This window comes from Flagellimonas beolgyonensis (assembly GCF_003992615.1).
In the GTDB taxonomy this organism is placed as follows: Bacteria; Bacteroidota; Bacteroidia; order Flavobacteriales; family Flavobacteriaceae; genus Flagellimonas; species Flagellimonas beolgyonensis.
In genome coordinates, this window is record NZ_RZMY01000016.1 from 307,827 (window position 1) to 320,824 (window position 12,998).

Below are 12,998 nucleotides of genomic sequence, written 5' to 3' on the forward strand. Positions count from 1 at the left end.
GACTTTGGAACGTTAAGATTGTAATTTGTTGGCTCAATTGAACCACATCCAACACTAGCATAAGCATATAGTTGCCCCAAAACTATGTACCTAATTAACGCCAGACATTGCTATGGAGTACTTCATCAATTGTAATACCTCAACTTTGGCGCCGTATACTACTCCATTGGATGAGTTGCGTGCTGCCCATTTGTACCGAAGGCTGGGTTTTAGTGCTTCTGTACAGACCATAAATGCCGCTGTTGGGCAATCCGCCGATGCCCTTGTGGACAACTTGGTCAACCAAGCGCTTGCCGCTCCAGTGATTCCTGCTCCCACTTGGGCAGATTGGACCGGGGCCAACTACCCAGCTGATGACGATTTAGCTAGACAATTGCGCAGTACCCAAATCGAGGAATTCAAGATTACCTACGGAAATGCCCTTTTGGATCAAGGATTGCTCGACCGATTAAGTTTCTTTTGGAGCAACCACTTTGTGACCCAATTGGAAACCTATGAATGTCCCCAGTTCCTTTATTACTATGTGAATTGTTTGCAACGGAATGCATTGGGCAATTTCAAGACGTTCACCAGTGAAATAGGCCTTACAAGTGCCATGCTCTATTATTTGGACGGGGTGCGCAACCGAGGCAACAACCCCAACGAAAACTATGCCCGTGAATTGTATGAGCTGTTCACCATGGGTGAGGGCAACAACTATACCGAAGAAGATATCATTGAAACAGCCAAGGCCTTGTCCGGTTATACAGAACGTGGTGAAGAAGGCTGTACTCAGGTCACCTTCGACCCGACAGAATTCAATACCGAGAACAAGACCATTTTTGGCCAAACCGGCAATTGGGGCTATGACGATGTCATGGATATTCTTTTCAACCAAAGACCCAATGAGATTGGTTGGTTCATCTGTAAAAAACTTTACGAATTTTTTGTGCATCCCGATTCTACGAATGATGAAGGAGGCATTGCCCCACAGATCATAGACGGATTGGCACAAACTTTCATTGCCAATAATTTTGATATAGCACCCGTATTGCGTCAGTTGTTCAAGAGCCAACACTTTTTTGATGACACCGCCATTGGGGTCATTATTAAAAGTCCGGCCGACCTTTATTTCAATTTTGTAAAGGAGTCCAACTTCGCTTACGACGATATGGATGTGCTGAACTTTATGGATTCCTGTTCCTTGATCGGACAACGGTTTTTCCAACCTCCAGAGGTTGAAGGTTGGAAACGAGATCGAACCTGGATCAATACCAATTTCATAATTGGCCGTTGGTTGACCATGGAAGTGTTCATCGATCGCTTTTTCCAGAACGACCCCGAGCAATTCCGAACCTTGGCCATGGATGCCGTTGGACCGGCCAACATGAATACCAGTAACCCAGAAATTGTGGTTAGGGCTTTGGTGAACAAGTTTACACCGAAGGGCCTTTTGACAGATGCCGATTTTGAGAGGGCCATGGACGCCTTCAAAATCGATGATGTACCAGAAGATTACTATTCCCCGGATTATATTCCAGGTGGAAATAGTTGGTGGGTACTTTCCACCAGTATGGAAGTACCGACCCAAGTACACGTTTTATTACGCCATTTGTCCAGAGAACCCGAATTTCAACTTAAATAACCCTACACCATGTGCGACAATCATCATAACCACGATACATCCCCACACAAAGGCCTCGAACATGAGGGCCACGATATGGAACACACTAAATGGAGCCGACGGTCCTTCATCCAAGCATTGGGTATTGCAGGTTCGGGTTCCATGTTTTTGGGAAGTCATTTGATTTCCGCCTCTGCACCTTCCCCGTTAACAGCGGCAGTGGCAGCGGCAGAAACGGACAACATATTGATTTTGATTCGTTTATCGGGCGGCAACGACGGACTTAGCACCGTTATCCCGATCCAACAATATGATACCTATGCCAATGCCAGGCCCAATATTTACATCCCTGAAAGTAAGGTTTTAAAATTAACCGACGATTTTGGGGTACCCACTTATATGAGTGCTCTGGAACCCCTTTGGAGTGATGGCCAATTCAAGGCGGTGCACGGGGTTGGTTATCAGAACCAAAGTCTTTCGCATTTTACCGGTTCCGACATTTTTGCCAATACCGATTTGACCACCACAGGATTCTCAGGTGAGAATACAGGTTGGATGGGTAGGCATTTTGAAGAACTCTACCCGGACTATTTGATCAATCCACCGGCTGCACCGGCAGCCATCCAGATTGGGAACTTGGCCAATTTGGTTTTTCAAGGAGAAGAAACCAACTATGCCTTTGTAACGAACAATGTGGACCAATTGGAGCAAATTGCGCAGACCGGAACGTTCTACGATATAGAAAATGCCCCATTTGACAACTGTATGTATGGTGATCAGCTTCGTTTTTTACGGGGCGTAGCCAATACTACCTACGAGTATGCGGGTATTATCCACGATGCCTACATGAGAGGACAGAACCAAGTGGAATACCAAGACAATGGTTTTGCACGACAGTTGGCGCTTTTGGCCCGTTTGATCAAAGGAAATTTGGGCACCAAAGTATACATGATTTCCATGGGCGGTTTTGATACCCACGGCAATCAACCTATTGTACACGAACGATTGATGTCCAATCTGTCCATTGCCATCAATAATTTTTACGAGGATATCGCCTTTACCCAACAAGATGACAAGGTATTGAGCATGACCTTCTCTGAGTTTGGACGCCGAATCTTTGAAAATGGTTCCAATGGTACCGACCACGGAAAAGCGGCACCGACCCTTTTCTTCGGTTCCGGATTGAACGGAAGTGCCTTTGTGGGCGACCACCCATCCTTGGATGAACCCAACAACCGAGGCAACTTGGAATATACCATGGACTTTAGGGATTTGTATGGTACCGTATTGGCCGAATGGCTTTGCGTACCCCGTGCTTCAGTGGAACAACATTTGTTGGGACACCCCTACCGTGCCATTGACCTAGGATTCAATTGTAGTGGGGAAACCCTCGAGGATATTGCCATGGACAACGATCCACCAATATTGCCGGACACCCCGCCAAGTCAGGATCCCATGGACCCCAATGTGGATATTTTGGATGGTATTGTACACTCACCCTACTATCCAAGTTCAAGGGCGCCGCACATCCATTTGGAAATGCCTATTGCAGCCCATGTGGATATTGAGCTCTTCAATATTTTGGGACAGCGTGTGGGCACCCTTTTCAACGAAATGTTATTGGAAGGATCTACCGAGATTAATATTCGGGAACGCATGCGCGATAGCCTTTCCACCGGAAAATACATTTACCGAATAACGGTAGCTGGCAAAAAAATGAGTAAATCCGTAATGATTTCGTAATCGATTAGAAAATCATTCCGTCTTTTATGGGATCCTCTGCGAATGCGCCCCACACCCCAAATCGGGTGGCATTTACGGGGGATTCCTTTTTTTAGGATGTATCCCTCCAAATTCAGTATTTTTGAGGCCTAATTTGAATTTTTCATGGCCCAGAGCAATTCACCATCCAGATATACCCTAACTGCAGCACTTCCCTACACCAATGGACCCATCCATATCGGACATTTGGCAGGTGTTTATGTGCCAGCCGATATTTATGCCCGTTTTTTACGATTGAAGGGTAACGATGTTGCCTTTGTCTGCGGAAGCGATGAACATGGTGTGGCCATTTCCATGAAAGCCAAAAAAGAAGGCATCACTCCCAAAGAGGTAATCGATAAATACCATAACATCATTAAAAAATCGTTTGCCGATTTCGGTATTTCCTTTGATAATTATTCCAGAACTTCTGCGGAAGTTCATCATAAGACAGCCTCTGATTTTTTCAAAAAATTATACGAACAAGGTGATTTTATTGAAGAAGAAACCGAACAATTGTACGATGATGAGGCCAAACAGTTTCTGGCCGACCGATTTGTGATCGGCACCTGTCCGCGATGTGGACATGAAGAAGCCTATGGGGACCAATGTGAAAACTGTGGATCTTCCCTAAACGCCACAGACCTCATCAACCCAAAATCGACCATCACCGGAACCGTACCCTCCCTAAAAAAGACCAAACATTGGTTCTTGCCCTTGGATCGGTACGAAGGATTTTTGAAAGAATGGATTTTGGAAGGCCACAAATCGGATTGGAAACCCAATGTGTACGGTCAGTGCAAATCTTGGATCGATGATGGGTTAAAACCAAGGGCGGTGACCCGCGATCTGGATTGGGGCATACCCGTACCTGTGGAAGGCGGCGAGGGCAAAGTGCTCTACGTATGGTTCGATGCGCCCATCGGTTACATCTCCTCCACCAAAGAGTGGGCCGAACGCGAGGGCAAGGACTGGGAACCCTATTGGAAAAGTAAGGATACCAAATTGGTCCATTTTATCGGGAAGGACAATATTGTGTTCCATTGTATCATCTTCCCCAGCATGCTGAAGGCCCATGGGGATTTTATATTGCCCGAAAATGTACCCGCCAACGAATTCCTGAATTTGGAAGGCAATAAATTGTCCACCTCCAAAAACTGGGCGGTATGGTTGCACGAGTACCTGGAAGAGTTTCCCAATATGCAGGATGTGCTTCGCTATGCACTAACGGCCAATGCGCCAGAGACCAAAGACAACGATTTTACCTGGAAAGATTTTCAGGCCCGGAACAATAATGAACTGGTCGCCATTTTTGGCAACTTCGTGAACCGTGTGGCCGTATTGACCCATAAGTATTACAACGGAGTAGTGCCCACTCCCAATGCCTTTACCGAGGTAGATCAAGAAACCTTGAAAGCCCTCAAAAGTTTTCCGGCAATTTTAACCAATTCGTTGGAGCGCTACCGTTTTAGGGAAGGTAGTCAAGAACTAATGAACCTGGCTCGCCTGGGCAACAAATATTTGGCCGACGAAGAGCCTTGGAAATTGATAAAGACCGACGAGGAACGCGTAAAGACCATTATGTTTGTGGCGCTTCAGATTGCCACTGGGCTTGCCATATTGAGTGAGCCATTTTTGCCCTTTACTTCCAATAAATTAAAAGGGATTCTCGGTGTAGCCCGGAATAACGATAATAGTGTCATTTCGAGCGCCCGCCTGCCGGACGGGCAGGCAGTCGAGAAATCTATTGGTTGGGATGATGTAAGTGTCGAAGACATTCTGCTTCCGGCAGGGCACCAAATCAACCCCAGCGAACTCCTGTTCCGTAAGATTGAGGACACCGAAATACAACAACAATTGGACAAATTGGAAGCCACCAAAAAAACGAATGCTTCAACAACGCCCAAAACCAGCGCAATGGAAAAAGAAATTACCCCTCAAAAAGATACCATCACCTACGAAGATTTTGCCAAAATGGACATGCGGGTAGGCACCATTTTGGAGGCCGAAAAAATGCCAAAAGCGGACAAATTGTTGGTCCTAAAAATTGATACCGGATTGGATACCCGTACCATCGTTTCCGGTATTGCTGAAAGTTTCAACCCTGAAGATATCATTGGTAAAAAAGTAACCGTATTGGTGAATCTGGCACCTAGAAAACTTCGTGGTGTGGAAAGCCAGGGCATGATCCTGATGACGGAAAACAAGGATGGAAAATTAGTGTTTTTAAATCCAGATGAAGAGGGTGTGCTCAATGGTGAAAGCATTTCATAACCTAACCGTACTTAAAACCATGAAAAAAATCTTCCAAATCCTATTGGCTATCTTTTCATTATCCATTTTTTCCCAAGAAAAATATTTGGAAATTGAAAATGACCTGAAGATTGGCGGTAAAAATGTCAAAAGTGCTTTTTCAGTTGTTGATGAAAATACTGGTAATTTTGCGATTTTCTTGGATGACGACAACGCACTATATGGCTATTTATATTCCCCTGGACTTGATCTTGTCAGAAGATTTGCTTCTGAAGGACTTCCAAAACAGTTTAGCCAAATCATAGGGTACTCCATTCAAGGCAAAAAAATCCGATTGTTTTTGAAAGATAGCAAAAGTAAGATTTTTGGAAGCGTCCTTTTTGATTTTGAAATTGGAAGCACCGAAGAAACCGTTTATGACTTTAAACTCAAGCATGAACTTTATGTAGAAGGCTATACTGACGAATCAAAATTCTACCTCATTACACTGCTAAAGGGAACCAATGAATTGAACTTTTACGTGTTCGATGAGGGAAAACCTTTCCAAAAGGAAAGCATAAATATAAAGGGCACACCCTTTTTCAACAATTTAGGTGCAATTATAAATCTAAATGAACTTATGGGAACCGGGGGTAAGGATCTTAACAGATCCTCATATGGGTTCAATGTGGATAAAATTGATTCAGAATCTCCAAATTCAATTGAAACCACCAGCAGCATTGTTAAAATGTATCCCGGAAAATCAGGTTTCAAACTGACTGTGGATGCTCAAAGACGAACCTATATATTGGATTTTTCAACTTCGAATTTAAGTTATACTGTTTCAACAATTGACAAACCCACTACCTCAGGCACAGAAATAAATTCAAATTCTTTTATTCTGGACGACAAGATTTATATTATTTCCGCCTCGACGGAGGAAATGATTTTTTCGATTAAAAAATTAGCCTCAGGTGAAGAATTAAAAAACTTCCGAGTTACTAAAAATGAAGAAATTCCATTTAAGAATACACCCATTATTCAAGAAGGTGGAAAATTGAAAAATTATCGCATCTTGGATAAGACTAGTCAGTTTCTAAGAAGAATGAGCAATGAAGATATTGGTGTGGCCACCACAAAATCCAACAACAATTTTGTTGTTACCTTAGGTTCAAAGAAAGAAATATCTTCTGGCGGAGCACCCATGATGATGCCTGGATTCGGAATACCCGTGGGCAGTATTGGAAGTTTTGCGGTTACTTTTAACCCAACATTTTTCGCCTATGGAAATTACACTTCCACAAAAGCAACCCGAATAGAAAGTTGGTTCGATGAAGATTTCAACCATTTGAAAGGTGAGATTCCTGAAAATGTTTTTGATAAGATCAGTGAAGCTGGTTTAAAATTGCCAAGCACTGATGCAGAAACGGTATTTAAGCTTGGTAATTCCTATATCTGGGGTTTTTACGACCAAAAACTGGAAAAATATATATTATATAGGTTCTAAATTGATTAAGGGTACTTAAAAATATACAGGTTAGCTGGCTACCCTATCTACAATGCTATAATACTCCCAAATGAAAATTCAACTCATCCCCTACATCGTTCAGCACACCAACCTTTCAGAAAAAAGTGTTGCAAACACCGTAGGCTTGTTGGAGGAAGATTGCACCGTGCCCTTTATTGCACGCTACCGTAAGGAACGTACCGGTAATTTGGATGAGGTTCAAATAGGCGAAATAGTTCAGTTCAAGGCCCAATTTGAGGCGTTGGAGAAACGAAAGGCGGCCATAAGCAAGGTCATTGCTGAACAAAATGCCCTTACCCCTGAACTGGAGGCCAAAATAAAGGGCTGTACAGATTTGACCAGTTTGGAAGACCTCTACCTTCCCTTCAAAAAAAGCAAAAAGACCAAAGCGGAAGCAGCCCGCAATAATGGACTGGAGCCCTTAGCCAAAATCATAATGGCCCAACGGAGTGATGACATCGAATTCATTGCCTCCAAATACCTGAACAAGGATGTTGCCAATGAGGATGAAGCCCTCGAAGGGGCCCGACACATCATTGCGGAATGGATCAACGAACGTACCGACATCCGTAATCAATTGCGGGGACAGTTGGAGCGTCATGCCTTGATAACCACCAAAGTGGTCAAGACCAAAAAAGACGAAGAGAACGCCCAAAAGTTTCGGGATTATTTTGATTGGAGCGAACCTTTGGGCAAGTGTCCTTCCCATCGCTTTTTGGCCATCATGCGGGCCGAAAACGAAGGTTTTATTCGGGTAAAAATCGAAATTGATGACGAAAGGGCCCTGCAGCATATTGAAAGACGGGTAGTAAAATCGAACAATGCCTGTGCCGAGCAAATCCAAATGGCCATTGCCGATGCCTACAAACGTCTTCTGTTCCCTTCCCTGTCCAACGAACTGTTGAAATCGGCCAAGGAAAAAGCGGATGCCTCCGCCATTCAGGTGTTCTCCAAAAACTTAAAGCAGTTGTTATTGGGTGCTCCCCTAGGCGAAAAACGCATTTTGGCCATAGATCCGGGATTCCGGACAGGCTGCAAACTGGTTTGTTTGGATGAACAGGGTGATTTAAAACATAACGAAACCATTTATCCGCACCCGCCACAACGCGACACCAAAGGGGCCATGAAAAAAATAAGTTCCTTGGTGGATGCCTATAAAATTGAGGCCATCGCTATAGGAAATGGAACTGCTTCCCGGGAAACCGAACAATTGATACGACAAATTGCGTTTAAAAATCCCATTGAGGTTTTTGTGGTCAGTGAAGCCGGGGCATCCATCTATTCGGCTTCCAAAATTGCCCGCGATGAATTTCCCAATTATGATGTTACCGTTCGTGGGGCCGTTTCCATCGGCCGTCGATTGGCAGACCCTTTGGCCGAATTGGTGAAAATCGACCCCAAGTCCATCGGTGTGGGCCAATACCAACACGATGTGGACCAAACCCAATTGAAGACCTCGTTGGACACCGTAGTGGAAAGTTGCGTGAACGCTGTTGGAGTGAACATCAATACCGCCAGCGTACCCTTGCTGAGCTACGTTTCGGGAATCGGCCCAAAACTTGCCGAGAACATTGTGGCCCACCGTAATGCACATGGGGCATTTAAGAATCGGGAAGAAATAAAGCAGGTAGCTCGATTGGGCGGCAAGGCCTTTGAGCAAAGTGCAGGGTTCTTGCGCATCAAAAACGGGGACCATCCTTTGGATGATTCTGCGGTACACCCAGAAAGCTACGGATTGGTGGCAAAAATGGCGAAGGACCAAGGTATTCCCGTAAAAGAAATGGTGGGCAACACCACTGCGCTGAAAAAAATCGACCTAAAATCCTACTGTACAGAATCCATCGGCTTGCCCACTCTGGAAGATATTGTAAAGGAATTGGAAAAGCCAGGGCTGGACGTTCGGGAAAAGGCCAAGGTGTTTACGTTCAACCAAAACATTAGGGAAATTACCGATTTACGCCAAGGGCAACTGCTACCGGGCATCGTTAACAACATTACCAACTTTGGTTGTTTTGTGGATATCGGGATCAAGGAAAGCGGGTTGATCCATATTTCCAATCTATCCGATACTTTTGTGAAAGATGTCAACGAACATGTGAGCCTTCATCAGCAAGTGATCGTTAAGGTCTTGGATGTGGATGTCCCCAGAAAGCGGATACAGTTGGCATTGCACAAATGAGATAAGCTGCATGCTCAAGATCGCCTATCATCCCATTTATAAACACCACCTACCGGATGGACATCGGTTTCCGATGTTGAAGTATGAGCTCTTGCCGCAACAATTGCTTCACGAAGGCACCTGTACCGCGGTGAATTTTTTTGAACCCGATTTTCCTGATGACGACCATATCTTGGCCGCTCACGATGCAGGGTATTACAATGATTTGGTCCACCTGGCCATTCCGCCCAAAGAAGCCCGGAAAATTGGTTTTCCATTGAGCAAGGAACTGGTAATGCGGGAACGCATAATTGCAGATGGCACGATCAAAGGATGTGATTTCGCCCTGCAACATGGCATTGCCATGAACATTGCCGGAGGTACCCATCATGCCTATTCCGACCGTGCAGAGGCTTTTTGCATGCTCAACGACCAAGCCATTGGGGCCCACTATTTATTGCGCCATCAGAACTTGGACCGTATTTTGATCGTGGATCTGGACGTGCACCAGGGCAATGGTACCGCGGAAATCTTTCAGGATAATGCTTCGGTGTTTACCTTTTCCATGCACGGTAAAAGCAATTACCCCTTCAAAAAAGAAGAATCCGATCTGGATATTCCTTTGGAAAAAGGCACGAATGATGATACGTACCTTACCTTGTTGAAGGATACCCTTCCCGATCTCATTGCAACTGTACGACCCGATTTTGTTTTTTACCTCTGCGGGGTGGATGTTTTGGAATCCGACAAGTTGGGAACTCTATCATTGACCTTGGAAGGTTGTAAGGAACGTGATCGTTTCGTGCTCCAAACTTGCTATGATGCCGGTATCCCAATACAATGCAGCATGGGCGGTGGTTATTCCCCTGAAATCAAAGTTATTGTGGAGGCACATGCCAATACATTTCGATTGGCTCAGGTTATTTATACGTAATTTTAACGACTACTCCAGTTTTCAACCATTATGAGATCTTTAAAAGTATTATTCCTGTTTTTTACTCTAGCTTCCGTTTCGGCTCAGGACCTACAGACAGCTAAACCAGAAAATTTATGGCACAATTTCACCTATGACATGGGCAACGTTTTTGGAGGGGTTGGCTACGCCTATTCAAGACCCTTCCATTGGCAAGGGAACGATTGGGCCAATGCCGGTCTTTTGACTGGGGGTACATTGCTCCTTTTTGTGGTTGATGATGAGATCAATGATTGGACGAATGGATTCAGTGAAGATGTTCCTGATTTGATCAAAGACTATGGCCATGAGTATGGCAGCCCCGAGAACAACTACATGCTAACCGGAGGGGTGTACCTGGCCGGGCTTTTTACCAAAAATGAAAAATTGCGACGTACCGGAGTACTACTGATCTCATCGGCTACTGCGGGCGGTTTTCTGCAACAGGTTTCCAAAAGGATAATTGGCAGGGCTCGACCCAAGAGCGGGGATAGTTCGGGCACCTTCGACCCATTGCACTTGAACCGGGTATACAATTACGACTCCTTCCCTTCCGGACATGCCATGTTGGCGTTCAGCAATGCCTATGCGATTGCCAAACAATTTAAAAGTCCATGGGTAAAGGCGGGTATTTATACCGTGGGTCTGATCCCTGGATTTGTTCGAATCGTTGATGATTTTCACTGGTTCTCCGATGTGGCCTTCAGCACGGTGCTGAGTATTTTTATTGTGGAGTCCATTGACCGGTATTTGGATGCCAAGTATGACGAAAAATACAATCAGGACACTAAAAAATTGAGCTGGAACCTCTCTTTTGGACCCCAAACCTTGGGAGTGGCCATCCGATTTTAATCTTTACCGGATACATCTGTGTTAATTTCTTATTTAGATTAATTAAAAACAATTAATTTTGTCCTATCTTTTTCAAACCGATGGGAAAGGACAAGAAAAAAGCAAAAAAGAAGGACAAAAAGGCATTGAAGAAAGCCTTGTCAACCACAGGCAAGGTAAAGTCCAAATGCTGTAAAAAATTTGAGAAGGGCGAGCACAAAAGGTGCAAAAAATGCCCTTGCTTCGACTTGTTGAAAAAAGTGGCCTAACCCATCCCTCCTCCATTCAAGACTTCTTGGTATTTGTATTTCCCCTACTGGGTGAATTGTGCTATTTTAGGGCAAACAATTCAACCTTATGACACGAAAAATTACACTTCTCATCACACTTTTGGTGTTCAATGCCTTTATGGGCATTGCACAGGACAAAGACCCCATTATTGAAGCCATTGTTACCGAGGCGAACGAAAACTCCCAATTGAAGGAGTTGGGACACCAACTCATGGACGGTATCGGTCCCCGTTTGGTCGGCACACCACAAATGAAACAGGCCCATGATTGGGCCGTTGCCAAATATGCCAGTTGGGGTATCCCCGCCCGAAACGAACAATGGGGCGAATGGCGTGGATGGGAACGTGGCATTTCCCACATCGATATGGTGCATCCCCGGGTACAGAGCCTTCGTGGCACGCAGTTGGCCTGGAGTCCGGCCACCCCAAAAAAGGGGGTAACGGCAGAGCTGGTGGTATTACCAACTGTTACCGATTCCATGGCATTTGTAAACTGGCTGCCCAATGTTAAAGGAAAATTGGTGATGGTTTCCATGCCGCAACCCACAGGCAGACCCGATTACAACTGGGAAGAATTTGCCACGGAAAAATCCTTTGAAAAAATGAAAAACGAACGCGAAGCACAGACCCAAGCGTGGAACGACAACATGAAAAACATGGGGCACAATTCCAGAACACTGCCGGAAGCTTTGGAAAAAGCAGGTGCCGTTGGCATTGTAGGATCCAATTGGTCCAGAGGATTTGGCGTGAACAAAATATTTGGAGCCCGTACTGAAAAAATACCCACAGTAGATCTGGAACTTGAGGATTATGGCATGCTCTACCGTTTGGTCGAATCTGGCCAGAAGCCGCAAATCCATATTGTGGCGGAATCCAAGGATTTGGGTGCCATGCCTACTTTTAATACCCTTGCGGAAATTAAAGGTTCTGAAAAACCGGACGAATATGTGATTCTTTCCGCCCATTTCGATTCTTGGGATGGCGGTACAGGTGCTACCGATAACGGAACCGGAACTTTGGTGATGATGGAGGCCATGCGCCTATTGAAAAAGGCCTATCCCAATCCAAAACGCACCATTTTGGTGGGTCATTGGGGTAGTGAGGAACAGGGATTGAACGGATCTAGGGCCTTTGTGGAGGACCATCCTGAAATCGTGGATGGCGTTCAGGCTGTTTTCAACCAGGATAATGGAACCGGAAGGGTGGTTCGCATCTCTGGCGGTGGTTTTTTGAATGCGTACGATTATTTGGGCAAATGGCTCCATGCCGTTCCCAAGGAAATTACCGATGAAATTGAAACGACCTTTCCGGGAACCCCGGCACGCGGTGGTTCCGATTATGCCTCGTTCCAGGCGGCTGGAGCACCGGCCTTTAGCTTGAGTTCCTTGAGCTGGTCGTACTGGAACTATACCTGGCATACCAACCGGGACACCTATGATAAGATCATTTTTGATGATGTTCGGAACAATGCCATCCTAACAGCAATCTTGGCCTATATGGCCAGCGAATATCCCGAAAAGACCTCTCGTGAAAAAGCGGTGTTGCCCATTAGCGACCGTACAGGGGAACAATTGGAATGGCCCACTCCTCGCTCTCCGGAACGCAAAGGAGGAATGAATTAAAAATAAAAACGCCCCGAAAATC

Annotated in this window: 8 protein-coding genes; all 8 read left to right on the forward strand. The window is 45.1% G+C overall.

Features of this window, described 5'->3' with window-relative positions:
* Positions 1–112 precede the first annotated feature (112 nt).
* Entirely contained in the window at positions 113–1,624 is a 1,512-nt protein-coding gene (locus EO131_RS12390) for a DUF1800 domain-containing protein (RefSeq protein WP_127022525.1), read from the forward strand.
* Positions 1,625–1,633: 9 nt separating this feature from the next.
* Complete coding sequence (locus tag EO131_RS12395; RefSeq protein ID WP_127022528.1) at positions 1,634–3,346, forward strand: DUF1501 domain-containing protein; 1,713 nt, start codon at positions 1,634–1,636, stop codon at positions 3,344–3,346.
* A 144-nt stretch (positions 3,347–3,490) separates the two neighbouring features.
* Positions 3,491–5,638: a methionine--tRNA ligase gene (gene metG / locus EO131_RS12400; protein ID WP_127022531.1), complete on the forward strand. Its 2,148-nt coding sequence runs from the start codon at positions 3,491–3,493 to the stop codon at positions 5,636–5,638.
* 85 nt (positions 5,639–5,723) lie between these two features.
* Entirely contained in the window at positions 5,724–7,103 is a 1,380-nt protein-coding gene (locus EO131_RS12405; RefSeq protein WP_127022534.1) for a hypothetical protein, read from the forward strand.
* A gap of 70 nt (positions 7,104–7,173) precedes the next feature.
* Positions 7,174–9,303 carry a Tex family protein gene (locus EO131_RS12410; protein WP_164731684.1) on the forward strand — a complete coding sequence of 710 codons (2,130 nt, stop codon included), beginning with the start codon at positions 7,174–7,176 and terminating at the stop codon, positions 9,301–9,303.
* A gap of 10 nt (positions 9,304–9,313) precedes the next feature.
* The gene (locus EO131_RS12415; protein ID WP_127022537.1) at positions 9,314–10,216 is read left to right on the forward strand and encodes a histone deacetylase family protein; all 903 of its coding nucleotides are present in this window, start codon (positions 9,314–9,316) and stop codon (positions 10,214–10,216) included.
* Positions 10,217–10,246: 30 nt separating this feature from the next.
* Positions 10,247–11,086 carry a phosphatase PAP2 family protein gene (locus EO131_RS12420; protein ID WP_127022540.1) on the forward strand — a complete coding sequence of 280 codons (840 nt, stop codon included), beginning with the start codon at positions 10,247–10,249 and terminating at the stop codon, positions 11,084–11,086.
* A gap of 336 nt (positions 11,087–11,422) precedes the next feature.
* On the forward strand, positions 11,423–12,976 hold the full coding sequence (locus EO131_RS12425) for a M20/M25/M40 family metallo-hydrolase (RefSeq protein WP_127022543.1): 1,554 nt from the start codon (positions 11,423–11,425) through the stop codon (positions 12,974–12,976).
* Positions 12,977–12,998: the final 22 nt, after the last annotated feature.

What these genes read in the sequence shown, in the direction of transcription:
- EO131_RS12415 (WP_127022537.1), top strand. Translation starts at nt 9,314, where the DNA reads ATGCTCAAGATCGCCTATCATCCCATTTATAAACACCACCTACCGGAT.
- EO131_RS12425 (WP_127022543.1), top strand. Translation starts at nt 11,423, where the DNA reads ATGACACGAAAAATTACACTTCTCATCACACTTTTGGTGTTCAATGCC.
- EO131_RS12420 (WP_127022540.1), top strand. Translation starts at nt 10,247, where the DNA reads ATGAGATCTTTAAAAGTATTATTCCTGTTTTTTACTCTAGCTTCCGTT.
- metG (WP_127022531.1), top strand. Translation starts at nt 3,491, where the DNA reads ATGGCCCAGAGCAATTCACCATCCAGATATACCCTAACTGCAGCACTT.
- EO131_RS12410 (WP_164731684.1), top strand. Translation starts at nt 7,174, where the DNA reads ATGAAAATTCAACTCATCCCCTACATCGTTCAGCACACCAACCTTTCA.
- EO131_RS12395 (WP_127022528.1), top strand. Translation starts at nt 1,634, where the DNA reads ATGTGCGACAATCATCATAACCACGATACATCCCCACACAAAGGCCTC.
- EO131_RS12390 (WP_127022525.1), top strand. Translation starts at nt 113, where the DNA reads ATGGAGTACTTCATCAATTGTAATACCTCAACTTTGGCGCCGTATACT.